This is a genomic window from Arthrobacter sp. CJ23, assembly GCF_024741795.1.
Lineage (GTDB): Bacteria > Actinomycetota > Actinomycetes > Actinomycetales > Micrococcaceae > Arthrobacter.
This window is the reverse complement of record NZ_CP102950.1, coordinates 260,846-278,994: the sequence shown is the minus strand read 5'-3', so window position 1 is coordinate 278,994 and position 18,149 is coordinate 260,846. Positions and strand designations below refer to the sequence as shown.

Sequence of the window (18,149 nt, the reverse complement as noted above, 5' to 3'; positions counted from 1 at the left end):
CGGTTAGGCAGTGCGCTTCGTGGGCGCGACAACCTTGATGACGGCGGAGTCGTCGGCGGCGGCGAGGCCCTGGGCCTGGCCGAGAAGGTAAAGCTGTTCGGCGGCGGCGGCAACGGGTGCGGCCAGGCCGGCGGCGCGGGTGGCCTTGCCCACGATGCCCATGTCCTTGACGAAGATGTCCAGGCGGGACAGGACCTCGGCGCCTTCCTCGGTGTAGGCCTCGAGGATGCGCGGTCCGCGGTTGGAGAGCATGAACGAGCCCGCGGCACCGGCTTCGAGGGCGGCGAGGGTCTTGGCCTGGTCCAGTCCGAGGGCGTCGGCCAGTGCCATGGCCTCGGCGGCGGCGGCGATGTGCACGCCGCACAGGAGCTGGTTGACGGTCTTCAGGGCCTGGCCGTCGCCGGGCTTGTCGCCCACAACGGTGAGCGTGGAGGCGAGGAGCTCCAGCGCCGGGCGGGCCTTTTCCCGGGCTTCCGGAGACGCGCCCACCACGATCAGCAGGTCGCCTTCGCCGGCACGCTTGGGGCCGCCGGAGAGCGGGGCGTCAACGAGTTCCACGCCGTACTCGGCCAGCTGTGCCACGGTGGCGGGGATGGCTTCCGTGCCCACGGTGCTGCCGAGGATCACCACGGCGCCCGGCTCCAGCACGGAGGCCACGCCGTTCTCGCCGAAGAGGACATCGTTGAGCTGCTCGCCGTTGCGGACGGCCAGGAGCAGGGCGTCGGCGCCCTTCGAGGCTTCCCGTGCGGAGGCGAAGGTGCGGATGCCGGCCTCTTCGGCGAGCTTGAGGCGCGGCTCGGCGATGTCGAAGCCGTTCACGGTCAGCTGGGATGCGAGGCGGGTGGCCATGGGCAAGCCCATGGCGCCGAGGCCCAGGACGGTGACGGTGTAGTTGCTGGTCATGGTGTTCTCCATTGAATGCGGGGGTTGGGGAAGGGGCGGAGTCTGTTAGAAGGTGGTGCTGAGCTTGCGGGTGACCTGGGCCAGTGACTGGTCGTCGCCCACGTTGCCCGCGAACACGATGTACGGGATGCCCTTGGCGGGGCCGTCCACCGGCTCCCAGAGGGAGACGATGCCCGGCAGCATGGGGCCGCGGACGATCGCGTGGCGGATTTCCAGGCCGTGCGCGGCCACGTCCGAGGAGGTGATGCCGCCCTTGGCGATGACGAAGCGCGGCGGGAAGGTCTTGAGTGTACGGTTCACCACCGCGACGACGGCGGCCGAGACCGTGCGGGCGATCTTCAGGCTCGCTGCGGCGTCGTCGGTCTTGATGAGCAGGCGGCTGGTGTGGACGATGACGTCGCCGCTGTGGAGGGCGTCGACTACGTCGGACACCACGGTTCCGATGTAGTCGTCAGCGCCAGCGGCGAGGAGCTGCTCGACGTCGATCTCGATGATGCGGGCCGCGCTGTGCTGGGCCGTGAGGACGTTGAGCTGGCGAGTGGTGACGCCCACGTGCGAGCCGACCACGATCAGGCCGCCGGCGGCGGAGGGGGTGTTGCCCTCGAAGGCTTCCTCGGTGCTGAGTTCGGCGCGGATCTCCTGGCCGATGCGGGCGCGGACGAACGGCGGGCCCACGCGGTAGAGGAGCTTCTTGCCGCGGCGTTCGGCTTCTTCCAGGCCCAGCGACAGGGCGCGGAGGTCGTTCTCGGTGACGATGTCGGCCACGATCGGGGTGGAGTCCGTGGCGCGGTCGAGGGCGTCGGCGATGGCCTTGGCGGAGACGGCGGGATCGCCGTCGGCTCCGGCGGCGCGGATGGTGTTCAGGTCCAGGACGATCACAGAGTCCGCGGCGAAGCGGCCCTGCGACTTCTCCTCCACATATTTGGCCATCTCGGAGTTGGCGAAGCCGAAGCTGGCGTCCTTGGCGAATTCGGTCTCGGACACCGGGGTGAGCTTGCCGGCGTCGTCCCCGGTGCCGCGCATGTAGTGCACGCCGCCGATGGTGACGCGGCCGGCGTCGGGGAAGGCCGGGACGATCACCACGCCGTCGGTGCTTTCGCCGGTGACGGCCTCAACGGTGGCGGCGATGACGTCCGGTTCCAGCGGGTAGTGGCCGCGGAGTGTGGAGTCGCCCCGGCTGACGAAGCCCAGGCGCACGCCGGGCTCCGTGGCTGCCGCGGCGGCCAGGGCGTTGCGCACGATTTCCTCGTTGCGGGCGGCGGCCTCGGCCGGGTCCAGGCTGCGGGTGTTGGTGAGGACGTAGACGGCAGGCTGGGCCTGGGTTTCGGCAATGTGGGCGAACGCCCAGGTGAAATCGGCAACGTCCCAGCGGGTGAGTACCGGCAGCTTGGACACGGACTGCGTGCCCGTGGGGTCGTCGTCGAGCACTACCAGGACGCGGGGGGAGCTTGTGGAGGACGCAGCCATGGCGTCCGCAACCAGCTGTGCGGGAATCTGGACTTCCGCCGGGAAAGCGGCCAGAACATCGACTTCAAGGGTCACGGTGCACTCCATCGTGGGGAAACTTTTGCTGCGGTTTAGTGAATGTAAGATGTCAGACATCTAACATTTGAATGCTAGTGTGACACACGGCTCTTCACCGCGCAAGGTGGCGCTGCTCACTAGGCTGTACGCATGGCCAACAGCGCGGTTTTGCTTCCGTTTGTGGACGTTCGGGCGCCCGCGGCGGTTTCCGCCGACGAGCAAGTCCCTGCAGTCCTGATCCACGGCTGGGCTTCCGGTTCCGCCTACTGGGAACGGCTCGCCGGGAAGCTGCTCGACGCCGGCCGTCCAGTCTGGATTCTCGAGCTACCGGGCTACCACCCAGGTGAGGAACTGCCCAAGGACTTCGAGTGGACGCTGGACTCGGCTGCCGCTTCGGTGGCCGCCGCAGTTCAGACCCGGGCTGAAGGTCCGGTGCATGTGGTGGGCCACTCCTTGGGCGGCAGCGTCGCGCTGACACTGGCGGCAGACCACCCTGGGTCCGTGGCCACGGTGACCTTGGTGGGCATGGTTCCGTCGCCGCCGAACGAGGGCTTCAGGACCATGCTGCTGTCCCAGTTGGAGCAGGGCTTCATCGACGCCGGGACCAGGGCGAAATGCATGAAGGCCTGGTTTGGGCCGCTGTCCGACGAGGACACGGAGCGGCTCAGCAAAGGGTTCGACGTCCCGTTTTCGGTTCTTGGCCCCAGCGGCGTGGCGGGCATGACCGGCGTCGAACCTTCGGTGCCCGGGCGCGTCCACGCGCCACTGCTGGTGCTGGCGGGAACCGGGGACCGCGTGCGGTCCATCGATCAGATGACCGCGTTCGTGGCTGCCAGTCCGACGCGGCAGTTGAAGGCCATTCCCGACGCAGGCCACAGCGTCCACTGGGAGCAGCCGGAAGCGTGTGCCGCGACGCTGAATGAATTTTGGAAAACGAGCTGGCCACCGCCAGCGTAAGATGTCTGACAACCATCCCGTCCCGGGGGAAAAATCCGCGGGGCGCCGGACGGTCTGAAGTACGAGAAATGGGGATACATGGCACGCAAGTCGCTGGTCGGCGTCGTGGCTGATGAGCTGCTGGACCGGATCATCGCGGGTGAGTTTCCGCCGGGAACCGTAGTCCCGGGCGAGCTTGAGCTCAGCGCCAAACACGAGGTAAGCCGCATGACCGTGCGCGAGGCCATGAAGACCCTGGAGGCGCAGCGGATCCTCAGCGTGGAACGGGGCCGCGGCACCTTCGTCAACCCGCTCAACCAGTGGGCGTCGCTGGAAGCCGTCCTTCGCGCAGCCTCCGAAGGAACCAAGGACGCCGCGGCCGCCATCCAGCTCATCGAACTCCGCCGCATGCTCGAAACCGGCGCCTGCGAACTCGCCGCGGAACGCATCTCCGACGACGAAGTCATAACCCTCAAAGAGCACGTGGAAAAGATGCAGGCCGCCCACGAAGTCAACGACGTCGCGGGCTTCGTGGAAGCGGATCTCGCCTTCCACGACGTCATCCTCCACGCCTCCGGCAACGTGTTCGTGGCAGTGCTCTTCGAGCCGCTGCACCGGGTCCTGGAGGCCCGCCGCACGGAGACCTCGGCCTTCGCGGAAATCCAGGAGCACGCAATCGGCCATCACCGGAACATCGCCGCCGCCCTGGCGTCACGCAATCCCAACGAGGCCCGGCTCGCGATGGACGCGCACATGCAGCAGACCCTGGACGACCTGAAGACGTACGTGCTGGAGGCTTAGCCCCCAACTAGGTAGCAGCAAGTGTCGTTCTGAACGCTGAAAACGACACTTGCTGCTACCTAGTTGGGCTAGCGGCTTAGTTGGGCTACCGGCGCAGGCTCTCCGACGGGAGCTCGCCGAAAGTCTTCAGATACAGCGCAGAGAAACGCCCCTGGTGCGTGAAGCCACAAAGTTCCGCAATGGTCGTGACGGTTTGCTCGCGCGGGTTGGCTTCGAGCAGTATCTCCCGGGCACGGTCGAGCCGGATGCTTCGCAGCAACTCCGACGGCGTGGCACCGGCTTCCGCCCGTAGCGCGGTTTGCAGGGTCCGGACCGACACCCTCAGACACTCGGCGATGTCCGGCACGGTGAGTTCCTCCGTTGCATGCCGTTCCAGCAGCTCGCGGCACTCCCTGACAAGACGGCTCTCGGACTCCGCGTCCGGGCTCCCGGCGGCAGGTGCCTCCATCGCCATCAGCAATCGCGACACCATGCTGTCCGCCAACAACCCCTGCACAAACGCCGGGGCGGCGGACTGCGGCTGGCTGATCATGTCGTCATGAAGTTCGACGACGGACCTCAGGAACGCGCGGCCGGCGCCACCCGACAGGTCCATGCCATAGCCCAGCTCAACAGGGCTTTCGCCGTACAGTTGTTCGGCGACGCGCACCAGCGCGGGACGGCGCACGTAGACGATCAAGTGCGGGCTTCCGGTATCCCAACTCATCGAGAACGGCCGGTCGATGGGTGGAACGGTGGCCGTTCTCGGACCCGATTCCACCACGCTTGAACCCACCTGCATGGACGCGTGCCCGGCCAGGGGAATCTGCACCAGATGGAAATCCTGCAGGCCCTCGGGCTCGATGCGGACATCCGCACCGTAGTCCAGGAACTCGATCCCGACGTCGCCCCGATGCAGGGAACGCAGCTTCATATCCACAGACGACGTCCGGGTCCGCGGCGCGAGCTCATGGCTGCAGAACAACTCGGCGATCTTGGCATGTGCCTCGTCCACGTCAGTTGTGGCCATTGTTGGCTGCCCCCGCAGGACGTCACGGGGAAGAATCTTCACCATTTGGGCACCCACTCCACAGTTTTGCGCTTTTCGGATGATCCTCGCGCTACGTGGATATTCCGGATTTCAGCGGCCGCCTAGAGTCGCTCTTAGGACAAGTATGACGCGGCTCACATCACCATAACAGTGCAGAAAGCGGGGTGAGGACCAGTGAAGAACATCAAGCTCGTGCATGACCGTCGGGTCGAATGGGACCGGAACCATCCGAAACCAGCCCCGCGGCCAAGCAAGTGAAGCGCCACTGCCTGCGTGACTCACCCGGAGAGGAAATCCAATGATCTCAATATTCCTGTTCTTCTTTCAACTACTCGATGTGCGCCAGCGAGGACTCGCGGCCCGGGAGATGGAGATGGATGCGAGCTACATCCGACTCACCTCAGCACCATGGGTGGGCTGGCACGAAGAAGTGGCTGAGTCTTCGCTTATCGGATGATCCTCGCGCCAAGTGGATATTCCGGACTACGGCGGCTGTCTAGAGTCGCTCTTAGGACAAAAATGACGCACGTCAGATTTTCGTAATAGCACAATCCGCAATTGAAAGGGTTTGACCATGTCAGCACTCGAAGGCAGGACGGCCATCGTCACCGGCGGAGCCACCAAGGTGGGCCAGGGCGTCGTCAGGGCGCTACGGGACGCCGGGGCCACGGTGGTGGTTGCGGATATAGACCCCGACGGCGGATCGGTCACCGCCGGGCTGGGCGAAGGAATCCACTACTCCCACACAGACATCACGGATGATGCCGCTGTGAACGCGCTCGTTAGCCAGACCGTAGCCACTCACGGTGGACTGGACATCCTGGTAAACCTTGCCTGCACGTACAAGGACGACGGCGCGGCTTCCGGCCGAGCCGACTGGCTCGAAGCGCTCAACGTCAACCTCGTGAGCGCAGTAGTGGCAAGCAACGCAGCTCGCCCCTACCTCAAAGTCTCGGGACACGGCGCCATCATCAACTTCACTTCGATCTCCAGCTCGGTCGCCCAAACCGGTCGCTGGCTCTACCCGGCCAGCAAGGCAGCCCTTGTCCAGATCACCCGCAGCATGGCTGTTGATTTCGCCGCAGATGGCATCCGGGTGAACTCGGTCAGCCCTGGTTGGGTGTGGAGCAACATCATGGACTCCCTCACGAACGGGAGCATCGAGAAGACGGACGCCGTTGCGGCACCCTTCCATGCACTCAAGCGGGTCGGTCGCCCCAAGGAGGTGGGTGACGTGGTCGCCTTCCTCGCCAGCGACCAGGCGAGCTTCGTTACCGGAGCAGATTGGGCCGTCGACGGCGGATATTCCGCCTTGGGTCCGGAACGCGCCGAAGAAACCATTCCGCTTCTCGCCACCTAACACCAAGGTTCTGCAGCTACCTTCAGCACAACTTCCATCAGAGACAAGGGGCAACACATGACGCAACGCCACATCACCATCGTCGGAGCCGGCCAGTCCGGACTCCAGCTCGGCATCGGCCTGCTGGACGCCGGATACCACGTCACCACGATCTCCAACCGCACAGCGGAGGAAATCCACGGCGGCAAGGTTTCGTCCAGCCAGTGCATCTTCCACAATGCCCTGGAGCACGAGAGGGCGCTGGGACTGGATTTCTGGCCAGACGCTCCAACCGTGGACGGCATCTCGTTCACCATTCCGCATCCAGAGCTCCCGGGCGAAAAGGCCATCAGTTGGGCCTCCCGACTGGACAACCACGCAAAGTCCATCGACCAGCGCGTAAAGTTTCCGCGGTTCATGGAGGCCTTCGTGGAACGCGGCGGGGAGCTGATCTTCGAAGACGCCGGAGTGGCCGAACTGGAGAAATACACGCAGGATTCGGACCTGGTGATCGTGGCAGCAGGCAAGGGCGAAATCGCCCAGCTCTTCACCCGCGACGCCGAGCGCAGCAGCTACGATGCGCCGCAGCGCGCCCTTGCGTTGACCTATGTGAAGGGCTTGAAGCCGCGCGAGGAGTACTCGGCCGTCTCATTCAACCTGATCCCCGGCGTGGGCGAATACTTCGTCTTCCCGGCGCTCACCACCACCGGCCCCTGCGAAATCATGGTCTTCGAAGGCGTGCCGGGCGGGCCCATGGACAACTGGAAGGGCCTTTCGCCCGAAGAGCACCTGGAGGCGTCCAAGAACATCCTGAAGACGTTCCTGCCGTGGGAAGCCGAACGTGCCACCGACGTCGAACTGACGGACCCCAACGGTGTCCTTCAGGGCCGGTTCGCACCCACCGTCCGCCACCCTATTGCCACGCTCCCGAGCGGCCGGCAGGTACTGGGGCTGGCCGACGTCGTGGTCCTGAACGATCCGATCACCGGGCAGGGTTCCAACAACGCCAGCAAGTGCGCGGCCTCGTACCTGGACAGCATCGTGCAGCACGGCGGCGGAGCCTTCGATGCACGCTTCATGCAGGCCACGTTCGAGCGCTACTGGGACTACGCCCAACACGTTGCCCACTGGACGAACGCCCTGCTGGCCCCGCCTCCCCCGCACGTCCTGCAGCTTCTGGGCGCGGCCAGCGAGGCCCCGGAAATCGCGCACCGCTTCGCCAACGGCTTCAACCACCCGCCGGAATTCCAGGACTGGTTCATGTACCCGGACAAAGCGGCCGACTACCTGGCGAGCCTCAGCAGCGCCAAGGTTTCGTAGCACTCCCCTGCCATAAAGGAACTGAAATGCGAAAGATTGCAATCATCGGGGCTGGCGAATCCGGCGCCCAGCTGGCCTTGGGCCTGCAGCGGGAAGGCTACGCGGTCACGCTGCTCTCCGATCGCTCGGCAGCCCAGATCCGCACCGGCAAGGTCATGTCCAGCCAGTGCATGTTCGCCACCGCCCTCGACGCCGAGGCGCAATTGGGCACGACGCTCATGGGACTCTACGAGGCCGGATCGGTGCCGGACATCAACGGGATCCGGGTCCGGGTCGGAGGCGCCGGCGACTCGGTCGAAACGTTTGAGTGGGAAGCCCCCTTGGACGGACCCGCCCGCTCCATCGACCAGCGGATCAAGAGTGCCCTGTGGATCGAGACGTTCGTCTCCAACGGCGGAGACTTCCGCATCGAAAAAGTCACTCCGCGCATGCTCGAAGAACTCGCCCGCGACTACGAGCTGGTCATCGTCAGCACGGGCAAGGGCGAGATCGGCCAGATCTTCCCGCGGGACAAGGCGAAGTCGCCCTTCGACCGACCGCAGCGGGTGCTGGCGCTCAACTACGTCACGCTCGACGGCGGTGCCGCCGCCGGCTCGGACGGTACCTCCCAGGACGGCACTGGAGCACAGCAGCAAGGCGACGCCATCCGCATGTCCATGGCTCCCGGCGTCGGCGAGTTCTTCACCTTCCCCGGGCTGACCGTCTCCGGTCCGTGCCGCATGATGGTGTTCGAGGGCGTGGTGGGCGGCCCCATGGACCGTTGGACCGACGTCGGGACCCCCGAAGAGCAGCTCGAGCGCTCCTTGGAGATCCTGCGCGAGCATTTCCCTCACGAGGCAGAAAACTTCGCGGGAGCAACGCTGACGGACAGCGGCGCCACGCTCCTGGGACGCATCACGCCCACGGTGAGGTCCGCCGTCGGGGAGCTCGGCAATGGCAGGCTGGTGTTCGGCCTGGGCGACGCCGTGGTCCTCAACGATCCCCTGACCGGGCAGGGCTCGAACAACGCGACCCTCGCCGCCAAGTATTACCTCGATTCGATCCTCCGCCGCGGCCAGCAACCGTTCGACCGGGAGTGGATGGAGCGGACGTTCGATGAATTCTGGCGCGGCTGGGGCCAGTGGGCCGTGGCGTGGACCAACGACATGCTCAAGCCACGGCGGGACCACCAGGTGACGCTGCTGAGCGAGGCCGCCGAGCATCCCGCGCTGGCTGCCAGCATTGTGGGCGGCTTCGACGATCCCCGGACGTCGTACCCGTGGTGGTTCGATCCGACCGCCGCCGTCGACTTCATGCAGGCACGCAAGGAAGAGGATTCTGCAGCCTTCGACCTGCGCGATTTCCGGAGTGCCCTGGGGCAGTTCGCCACCGGCGTCACCGTGGTCACCACCGTTGCAGCCGATGGCCGGAAGGTGGGCCTGACCGCGAACTCCTTCACGTCGGTCTCCATGGAACCGCCACTGGTGCTGTGGTGCCCCAGCAAGCGGACGCCCAGCCTGGCAGATTTCGAGGATGCCACGCACTTTGCCATCAACATCCTCGCCAGCGACCAGCACGTCCTGTCCCGCCAGTTCGCCACTCCCGCCGCGGACAAGTTCGCCGGAGCCGAAACCACGGACGGCATCGCCGGTGTCCCGCTGTTGAACGGCGCCGTGGCGACGTTCCAGTGCCGCACGGTATCGCGCCACGACGCCGGCGATCACGTCATCTACGTCGGCGAAGTGGAGAAATACAACAACGACGGCGGCGCTCCCCTCGTGTTCCACAGCGGCAAGTACCACGCGACAGCCAGCCACCCCGATTTCTAGGCACTTCTGAAAGGAGCGGTTATGGACGATTCCATTGACGTGGCGGTCATCGGATCAGGAATCAACTCCCTGGTTGCGGCGGCGGAACTTGCCCTGGCGGGGAAGCGCGTGTGCCTCATCGAGCGATCGGAGCGGCTGGGAGGTTTCATCCATTCCTCAGAGCGGACGCTTCCGGGCTTCACCCACGACACGTTCTCGTCCTGGCACCCGCTCTTCGTCTCCGGTGGCGCGTACGGCGTGCTGGGGACGGAGCTGCATGCCAGGGGCCTGGAGTACTGCAACACCCCTGGCCCCGTGACCGCGAGCGTCGCCGCCGACCCGGTGACGGGAGCGCACCGTGTGGCCATTGCCGATCGTGATCCGGGAGAGACTGCCGCGGCCTTCAAGGAACCGGGCGACCAGGAGGCCTACCTGGCAATGCTTGATGACCTCGGCCGCAACGCCGGGACCATCTTCGGGGCCTTCGGTGCGGAACTGCGGTCTTTCAGGGAGGTTGCGAAGATCGCCTTCGGGGCTGTTCGACGAGGCCGGCTGTCCGGGACCGAAGCTTTTGTCAGGGACTCCGTGATGAGCGGCCGCAACTACGTCCGGAGCCGCTTCGACGGGTGGGAAGCGGACCAGCTCTGGTCGCCGTGGCTCCTGCACGCGGGCCTCGGCCCTGACCAGGCCACGGGCGGAGTGATGCTGCCCGTGATGGCCATGACCATGCACGGCTTCGGCCTCCCGGTGGTGAAGGGCGGCGCCTCCCGGTTCGTGGCGGCGTTCGAGTCGCTGCTCCGGGACAACGGGGTCCGGATCTTGCTGGGCACGGAGGTGGAGGAAATCCTCGTTTCGGGCAAGACGGTGACCGGAGTGCGGACTTCGCACGGCGTGGTCTCAGCGCGCACAGTGCTCGCGAACGTCTCGCCGCAGGCGCTGTACACCCGGCTGCTCCGCGATGCCCCGGCCGCGGCGGCCAGTGCGGCAGCCCGCTACCAGAACGGCCGCGGAGCCATGCAGATCCACCTGGCCCTGGACAAAGCTGTTGAGTGGCTCGATCCCAGGCTCAACACCGTTCCGCTGGTGCACATCAGCAACGGTTCGGACAGCACCGGAATTGCCTGCGCCCAGGCCGAAGCCGGGCTCCTCCCGGACGAGCCGACGGTGGTGGTGGGCCAGCAATGCGTCCTGGATCCGTCGCGGGCGCCTGAAGGCAAGGCCACGCTGTGGCTGCAATTGCAGGAAGTGCCGTTTTCGCCGGTCGGCGATGCTGCGGGTGAGCTCGATGTTGAGGCAGGCTGGACCGAAGAGCTGAAGGAGAGGTACACGGAGCGCGTCCTTGACAGGCTGGAACAGTTCGCCCCGGGCACACGGGCAACCGTCCTGGCCTGGGACATCATCGCGCCCACCGACCTGGCCGCCGGGAATCCCAATGCAGTCAACGGCGACCCCTATGGCGGCTCAGCCGAGCTCTTCCAGAACCTCCTCTGGCGGCCGTTCCCGGAGGCGGCCCGCCACCAGACGGCGCTCAAGGGACTCTGGCACATCGGCGCTTCCACCCACCCTGGCCCGGGTCTCTCAGGAGGTTCCGGCCACTTGGCGGCCCAAAAACTGACCACACGCCCCTCACGGCTTTCCCGCATCCAAGCAGCACTGAAACCAAGCAAGCGATAGGAGAACAATGTCTGTTCTGGCCGGGCTCACAGCAGCCCTTTCGAATGGCTCGGTGGAGATCATCGACCTCACCACGCCGCTCAGCTCCGAAACCCCCATCCTGAACCTGCCGCAGCCGTTCGCGAACACGGTGGGCCTGTCCGTCTCGCCGGTAAGCAATTTCGACGACGCCGGTCCCGCCTGGGCGTGGAACGACGTCACGGTGGGTGAACACGCCGGCACGCATCTGGACGCGCCGGTCCACTGGATCACGGGCAAGGACGGGAAGTCGGTGGACCAGATCGAACCCCACCGCCTGGTGGGCCCGGTCGCGGTGATCGACAAGACCGCCGAGGCCTCTTCGGATCCGGATTTCCTCCTCGAACCGGAGCACTTTGAGCAGTGGCAGGAGGAGCACGGCCCGTTCCCGGAGAACTGCTGGGTGGTGTTCCGGACCGGATGGGCGGCCCGGGGCGCCGACGCCGCGGCTTTCGTCAACGCCGACGACGCCGGACCCCACACTCCCGGCGTCTCCGCGGCAGGTGCCAAGTGGCTTGCCGGAAACGCGTCCATCAGTGGCTTCGGTGTGGAAACCGTGGGCATCGACGCCGGGCAGGCCGGCACCCTCGATCCCATGTTCCCCGTCCACTCGTTCCTGCTGGGGGCGGACAAGTACGGCGTAACCTCCCTGCGGAACGTGGACCGCCTCCCGTTTGTCGGCGCCACCCTGGTGGTGGCACCATTGCCGATCGTGGGCGGAACGGGCAGCCCCAGCCGCGTGTACGCCCTGGTGGAAAAGGTGGAGCGCGCATGAGCGGGCAGATCCGGGTTTCCACGCTCGTCGGCAGGACGCTGGCGAAGCTCGGCGTCGGGCATGTCTTCGGGGTGGTGGGCAGCGGCAACTTCGACGTCACCAGCACCCTGGTCCAGGAAGGCATCCCGTACACCGCGGCCCGGCACGAGGGCGGGGCCGCCACCATGGCCGACGCCTACTCCAGGATGTCCGGCAAGGTCGGCGTCGTGACCACGCACCAGGGCTGCGGGCTCAGCAACGCCATCACGGGCATCGGCGAGGCGGCCAAGAGCCGCACCCCGCTGATCGTGCTGACGGCCGACACGCAGGCCGCCGCGACCAGGTCCAACTTCAAGATCGACCAGGACGCCCTGGCCCGCAGCGTCGGGGCCGTGGCCGAACGGATCCACACCCCTGAAACGGCCGTCGCTGACACCGTGAGGGCGTTCAGGACAGCCGTCAACGAACGCCGGACCGTGGTCCTCAGCCTGCCCCTGGACGTCCAAAGCGGCACCGCAGCAGACGAGGCGGGGGCCGTCGTCGTGCCTGTTCCGGCGAAGCTCCGCCCGGACGCCGCCGCGGTGGAGCGGCTCGTGGCGCTGATTTCCGCGGCGGAACGTCCCGTGTTCGTCGCCGGGCGCGGCGGGCGGGGTGCGCGGGACGAAATCCTGGCGCTGGCCCGGCATGCCGGCGCGCTGGTGGCGACGTCGGCCGTGGCGAGCGGGCTGTTCAACGGCGACCTGCACAACCTGGGCATTTCCGGCGGCTTTTCCTCGCCCCTGACGGCGGAGTTCATCAGCGGCGCGGACCTGATCGTCGGCTGGGGATGCACGCTGAACATGTGGACCATGCGGCACGGGCGGCTCATTTCGCCCGGCACCAAGGTGGTGCAGATCGACGTCGAAGACGCCTCCCTGGGCGCCAACCGGCCGATCACCCTGGGCGTCCTGGGCGATTCCGCGCTCACCGCCGCCGACGCGCTCCAGGCGCTGCGCGCCGTCCAAACCGAGCCCGCCGAGAAGTACCGCACGGAGGCCAACGCCCTGGCCATCAAGCAGGGATCGCGGTGGCGGGACGTCGAAACGCCGGACCTGTCCACGGCGGCGTCCATCGATCCGCGCGTGCTCAGCCGCGAACTCGATACGATACTGCCGGCCGAGCGGATCCTGGCCGTGGATTCGGGCAACTTCATGGGCTATCCCAGCCAGTACCTGGCCGTGCCGGACGAGTTCGGCTTCTGCTTCACGCAGGCCTTCCAGGCCATCGGGCTGGGCCTGTCCACGGCCATCGGCGCCGCGCTGGCGCAACCAAACCGTCTGCCCGTCCTGGGCGCGGGCGACGGGGGCTTCCTCATGGGCATCAGCGAACTCGAGACCGCCGTCCGGCTCAAACTGCCCCTCGTGTGCATCGTCTACAACGACGCCGCCTACGGGGCAGAGGTCCACCACTTCGCGGAACACCACTCAGGGGCGGACCTTGGCAGCGTGGTGTTCCCGGAGACGGACCTTGCCGCGATCGCCCGGGGCTACGGAGCCGAAGGGGTGACCGTCCGGACCATCGCCGACCTGGACGCCGTGCGCTCCTGGGTTGACGCGTACCGTGCCGGCACGCAGGAGCGGCCCATCGTCATCGACGCGAAGATCGCCTCAGACGGCGGATCGTGGTGGCTGGCTGAGGCGTTCCAGGGCCACTAGGTGCCGGGAGGCCCAACTGAGTAGCAATAGTGGTTGTTCTGAGCGCTCAGAACAACCACTATTGCGAGCTACTTGGGCGAGCTTAGTCGACGTCCGTGTTCACGATGTACACGTCGCATGGAGCCCCGTGCGCCACGCTGTTGGCGATGCTGCCGAGGACGCGCCCAAGGCCCTTCATGCGCTTGTTTCCAACCACGATCAGCTGGGCCTGGTTTGCCTCGGCGTGGCTGATCAGCGCGTTGGCCGGAGTGCCCCGGGCAGCGAAGTACTTGATGCTGCCGCCCTCCACGGTCAGTTCCTCCGACACCTGGCGGGCCACCGCTTCTGCGGAGTCGGCCGCGGAAACGACAATGCGGTCGCTGCCGCTTCCGAATTCTTCGATGCGGTCACTATCAAAGCCGCTGACCACGTGCAGCTCGGCTTTCAGGGCAGTGGCCAGCTTCGCTGCTGCCACGGCTGCCCGCATTGCCGTCTCGCTGCTGTCAACGCCGACAACGATCAATTCAGTCATGAGTTCTCCTGGGGGTGATGTTCGCTGGTACTGCTGCAATGGATCTGCACTCCATCATCATCGTTCAGGATCCGGTGTTTGCGAAGGAACACGCCTCTGGTCGCCCAGCCATCTGTGGGCTAGTCTGCATTCACGGCCTGCCGCGCGAGCCCGCAGTCCAAAGATCAGAGACGATGATGAGGAGCACCATGGCTGACCACACATATAGCGTTTCCGAGATTGTAGGCACCTCGTCCGAGGGGGTGGACGCCGCCATCAAGAACGGAATAGCCGCAGCCGCACAGACCCTGCGGAACCTTGACTGGTTCGAAGTCAAGGAAATCCGCGGCCATCTGGCCGACGGCGCCGTGGCCGATTGGCAGGTCACCATCAAACTTGGCTTCCGATTGGAACGCTGACCGGACTCCTGATTAACCGCTGATGGCCGCGCCCCGGAAGGGGCGCGGCCATCAGCGCTTAAGCCTGCCTGCACAGTCTAGGTTCCGCAGAAGGTCCGGTAGGCACCGAAGTCTTCCGGGGCTGCGGCGGCATATCGCTCCAGGCCGGGGCGCTCCTCGAAGGGCCGGGCCACCGCGTCCAGGAGCTCGTGGAGCGGATCGAGATCGCCGGCGGTGGCGGCGGCGAGGGCCTCTTCCACGAGGTGGTTCCGGGGTATGTAGGCGGGGTTGACCCGGTCCATCAGGCCGGCGTCGGGGTCTGCCGCGCGCCAGCGCCCAAGCCAGGCATCGAAGGCCGCCAGATCCAGGACCATGCCCCGTGCGGGCCCGGACAGGCCGCGGGCGGCCTTTCCGAGGTTCCGGAAGAACCCGGTGTAGTCGACGCGGCCTTCCTGGAGGAGCGCCAGCAGCTCGTCCACCAGAGGCGAGGCCACGCCGTCGTCAGCGTCTTGGCTCAGGCCAATCTTGGTCCGCATCCCCGCCGACCATGCCGCGCTGTACTGCCGGCGGAAGCCTTCGAGTGATTCGACCGCGAGCGCAACGCCCTGCTCCTCGTCGTCGTGGAGCAGGGGCAGCAGGGCCTCGGCGAGCCGGGCGAGGTTCCACTCCGCCACCACCGGCTGGTTGCGGTAGGCGTAGCGTCCGGATTCGTCGATCGAGCTGTAGACGGCGGCGGGGTCGAACCCCTCCATGAAGGCGCACGGCCCGTAATCGATGGTCTCGCCCGAGATGGTCATGTTGTCCGTGTTCATGACCCCGTGGACGAAGCCCACCAGCATCCACCGGGCCAGCAGCGACGCCTGGGCCGCAATCACCGCCTGGAACAAGGCAAGGTAAGGATTCCCGGCGTCCGCGGCTCCCGGATGGTGGCAAGCGATGGCGTAATCGGCAAGGCGTCGCAGGAGCTCGACGTCGCCGGTGGCGCGGGCGTACTGGAAGCTGCCCACGCGCAGGTGGCTGCTGGCGACCCGGGCCAGCACGGCTCCCGGGAGCAGCGTCTCGCGCTGCACGGCGCGGCCCGTTCCCACGACGGCCAGGGACCGCGTGGTGGGGATGCCCAAGGCGTGCATCGCCTCACTCACGATGTACTCGCGGAGCATGGGCCCGACGACGGCGAGGCCGTCGCCGTTCCGGGCGAACGGCGTGCGCCCCGAACCCTTGAGGTGGAGGTCGCGGGGCCGGCCGTCCACGTGGGTGAGTTCCCCGAGCAGGAGGGCGCGTCCGTCGCCGAGGCGGGGCGAATACCAGCCGAACTGGTGGCCGGCGTAGGCCTGGGCCACCGGGGTGGCTTCCTCCGGGAAATCATTGCCGGTGAGCAGGAGCAGGCCCGCCGGGCTGCGGAGGAAATCGGGGTCGAGGCCCAGCTCGGCGGCCAGCGGCGCGTTGAGCACCAGCAGACGAGGCTCGGGTGCCTTCTCCGCCCGCCAAGGAATGGCCATCTCCGCAAATTCGCGGGCGAAGCGGCCACCGAAGGTGACGGTTGAGGCGGCAGTGTCACTCATCCTTCAAGGATACCGGCGCCCCCTGGGAGAGCAGGATCGCGCCGAACTGCTGACTCCGGGCCGAAAACTGCATAGGCTCAGAACAACAGCCCAAGCCAAAGGAACCAGCGTGCATTACACCCATCTGGGCCGCTCCGGCCTGAAAGTCTCCCGCCTCTGCCTGGGCACCATGAACTTCGGCCCGCAGACCGAGGAGGCGACAGCCCACTCGATCATGGACGCCGCACTGGACTCCGGCATCAACTTCTTCGACACCGCCAACGTCTACGGCGGCACCGGACACCGCGGCTGGACGGAGGAGATCCTCGGCCGCTGGTTCGCGAAGGGCGGCGAGCGCCGCGAACGGACCGTCCTCGCCACCAAGCTGTACGGCACCATGACGGACCGCCCCAACGAGTCCAAACTCTCCGCGCTGAACATCCGGCGCGCCCTGGACGCCAGCCTCAAGCGGCTGCAGACGGACTACATCGACATCTACCAGTTCCACCACATCGATCGCGATACGCCGTGGGACGAGATCTGGCAGGCGATGGAAGTGGCCGTGCAGCAGGGCAAGATCCTGTATGCGGGCAGCAGCAACTTTGCCGGCTGGCACATCGCCCAGGCCCAGGAAGCCGCCCGGAGGCGCCACTACACGGGCCTGGTCAGCGAGCAGTCCATCTACAACCTGCTCACCCGTCAGGTGGAACTCGAGGTCATTCCGGCCGCGCAGCAGTACGGCCTCGGACTGATTCCGTGGTCGCCGCTGCATGGAGGCCTGCTGGGCGGCGTGCTGAAGAAGGAACAGCAGGGCGTCCGCCGCGCCGAAGGGCGTGCACTGGAAACCCTGAAGAAGCACCGGGACCAGATCCAGCAGTACGAGGACTTCGCCGATGACCTGGGCCAAGCCCCCGGCGACATCGCCCTTGCCTGGCTGCTCCACCAGCCCGCCGTGACGGCACCGATTGTGGGGCCGCGCACGCAGGAACAGCTCGACGCCGCCATCCGCGCATTGGATGTCACCCTCGACGCCGATGCGCTCAAGAGGCTGGACGACATCTTCCCGGGGCACCGCACCGCGCCCGAGGACTACGCGTGGTGACCGGCATGGCACTTTCACCGCTCATCGAACTCAACGATGGCCACCGGATCCCGCAGATCGGCTTGGGCACCTGGCCCTTGGACGACGCCCGGGTTGCCGAGGCGGTGGTCCAGGCCGTGGGGCTGGGCTATCGGCACATCGATACCGCCGTCAAGTACGGCAACGAGCAGGGCGTTGGCAACGGGATCCGCGCCTGCGGGGTGGTCCGGGAGGAACTGTTCGTCACCACCAAGCTGGACGGTGAGTTCCAGGGCTCGGGCAGGGCCGCGGCTGGACTGGACGGATCGCTGCAACGCCTGGGCCTGGACTACGTGGACCTGCTCCTGATCCATTGGCCGCTCCCCCGGCGCCGTGACTTCGTCTCCACCTGGAAGACCTTCGAGGAACTGCAGGCCTCGGGCAAGGTCCGCTCGATCGGCGTTTCAAACTTCAAGCCCGCGCACCTGGACCTGCTTTTCGCCGAAACCGACGTTGTGCCGGCCGTCAACCAGATCCAGCTGAGCCCCGCCATTCCGCGGCCGGTTGCGCGTGCGTTCAACCAACAGCACCACATCGTCACCGAGTCCTACAGCCCCCTGGGCGCGGGCGGGGATCTGCTCCATGCCCCGGTGCTGGCCCGCCTCGGGAAGAAGCACGCCAAGACGCCCGGGCAGGTGGTGCTCCGCTGGCACGTCCAGCATGGCCTGGTCGCCATCCCCAAGACCTCGAACCCGGAGCGCATGCAGGAAAACCTGGACGTCTTCGACTTCACCCTGGACCACGAGGACCTCGCCGCCCTGGACACGCTGGACGCCGGGCCCGACGCCGGCGTGGACTCCGACGTGCAGGGCCACTGACG

The 18,149-nt window shown here is 66.6% G+C and carries 16 protein-coding genes; 11 read left to right on the top strand and 5 right to left on the bottom strand.

Annotated elements, in window-relative coordinates:
• Positions 1-3 precede the first annotated feature (3 nt).
• A complete protein-coding gene (locus NVV90_RS01155) occupies positions 4-903 on the bottom strand; it encodes an NAD(P)-dependent oxidoreductase (protein WP_258439371.1) in 900 nt (299 codons plus the stop codon).
• A gap of 45 nt (positions 904-948) precedes the next feature.
• Positions 949-2,445: a four-carbon acid sugar kinase family protein gene (locus tag NVV90_RS01150; protein ID WP_258439370.1), complete on the bottom strand. Its 1,497-nt coding sequence runs from the start codon at positions 2,443-2,445 to the stop codon at positions 949-951.
• A gap of 132 nt (positions 2,446-2,577) precedes the next feature.
• Between NVV90_RS01150 and NVV90_RS01145 the strand changes: the two genes are divergently transcribed.
• Positions 2,578-3,384, top strand: a complete 807-nt coding sequence (locus tag NVV90_RS01145) for an alpha/beta fold hydrolase (RefSeq protein WP_258439369.1) — start codon at positions 2,578-2,580, stop codon at positions 3,382-3,384.
• A 78-nt stretch (positions 3,385-3,462) separates the two neighbouring features.
• Positions 3,463-4,164 (top strand): FadR/GntR family transcriptional regulator, encoded by a 702-nt coding sequence (locus tag NVV90_RS01140; RefSeq protein ID WP_258439368.1) that lies wholly within the window; start codon positions 3,463-3,465, stop codon positions 4,162-4,164.
• 85 nt (positions 4,165-4,249) lie between these two features.
• Here NVV90_RS01140 and NVV90_RS01135 read toward each other — a convergent pair whose 3' ends face one another.
• Complete coding sequence (locus NVV90_RS01135) at positions 4,250-5,218, bottom strand: AraC family transcriptional regulator (RefSeq protein WP_258439367.1); 969 nt, start codon at positions 5,216-5,218, stop codon at positions 4,250-4,252.
• A 550-nt stretch (positions 5,219-5,768) separates the two neighbouring features.
• Here NVV90_RS01135 and NVV90_RS01130 point away from each other — a divergent pair.
• From NVV90_RS01130 to NVV90_RS01105, 6 genes are read left to right on the top strand one after another with little or no spacing between them, the layout of a single operon-like run.
• Complete coding sequence (locus NVV90_RS01130) at positions 5,769-6,554, top strand: SDR family oxidoreductase (protein WP_258439366.1); 786 nt, start codon at positions 5,769-5,771, stop codon at positions 6,552-6,554.
• Positions 6,555-6,611: 57 nt separating this feature from the next.
• On the top strand, positions 6,612-7,853 hold the full coding sequence (locus tag NVV90_RS01125; RefSeq protein ID WP_258439365.1) for a styrene monooxygenase/indole monooxygenase family protein: 1,242 nt from the start codon (positions 6,612-6,614) through the stop codon (positions 7,851-7,853).
• Between the two features lie 26 nt (positions 7,854-7,879).
• Positions 7,880-9,661, top strand: a complete 1,782-nt coding sequence (locus NVV90_RS01120) for a flavin reductase (protein ID WP_258439364.1) — start codon at positions 7,880-7,882, stop codon at positions 9,659-9,661.
• 21 nt (positions 9,662-9,682) lie between these two features.
• Complete coding sequence (locus tag NVV90_RS01115; protein WP_258439363.1) at positions 9,683-11,314, top strand: NAD(P)/FAD-dependent oxidoreductase; 1,632 nt, start codon at positions 9,683-9,685, stop codon at positions 11,312-11,314.
• 7 nt (positions 11,315-11,321) lie between these two features.
• The gene (locus NVV90_RS01110; RefSeq protein WP_258439362.1) at positions 11,322-12,107 is read left to right on the top strand and encodes a cyclase family protein; all 786 of its coding nucleotides are present in this window, start codon (positions 11,322-11,324) and stop codon (positions 12,105-12,107) included.
• Positions 12,104-13,780, top strand: coding sequence for a thiamine pyrophosphate-binding protein (locus tag NVV90_RS01105; protein ID WP_258439361.1), 1,677 nt, complete (start codon positions 12,104-12,106; stop codon positions 13,778-13,780). Before NVV90_RS01110 ends, NVV90_RS01105 begins: the two co-directional genes overlap by 4 nt.
• A gap of 82 nt (positions 13,781-13,862) precedes the next feature.
• On the opposite strand, the gene NVV90_RS01100 is transcribed toward NVV90_RS01105, so the two are convergent.
• Positions 13,863-14,291: a universal stress protein gene (locus NVV90_RS01100; RefSeq protein WP_258439360.1), complete on the bottom strand. Its 429-nt coding sequence runs from the start codon at positions 14,289-14,291 to the stop codon at positions 13,863-13,865.
• 188 nt (positions 14,292-14,479) lie between these two features.
• Here NVV90_RS01100 and NVV90_RS01095 point away from each other — a divergent pair, with 188 nt between their 5' ends.
• Complete coding sequence (locus NVV90_RS01095; protein ID WP_258439358.1) at positions 14,480-14,689, top strand: dodecin; 210 nt, start codon at positions 14,480-14,482, stop codon at positions 14,687-14,689.
• A gap of 77 nt (positions 14,690-14,766) precedes the next feature.
• On the opposite strand, the gene NVV90_RS01090 is transcribed toward NVV90_RS01095, so the two are convergent.
• Positions 14,767-16,230, bottom strand: a complete 1,464-nt coding sequence (locus NVV90_RS01090) for a YdiU family protein (RefSeq protein ID WP_258439357.1) — start codon at positions 16,228-16,230, stop codon at positions 14,767-14,769.
• Between the two features lie 109 nt (positions 16,231-16,339).
• Between NVV90_RS01090 and NVV90_RS01085 the strand changes: the two genes are divergently transcribed.
• Both NVV90_RS01085 and NVV90_RS01080 read left to right on the top strand, forming a co-directional pair.
• Complete coding sequence (locus NVV90_RS01085) at positions 16,340-17,311, top strand: aldo/keto reductase (protein ID WP_258439356.1); 972 nt, start codon at positions 16,340-16,342, stop codon at positions 17,309-17,311.
• Between the two features lie 5 nt (positions 17,312-17,316).
• Positions 17,317-18,147, top strand: coding sequence for an aldo/keto reductase (locus tag NVV90_RS01080; RefSeq protein WP_258439355.1), 831 nt, complete (start codon positions 17,317-17,319; stop codon positions 18,145-18,147).
• Positions 18,148-18,149: the final 2 nt, after the last annotated feature.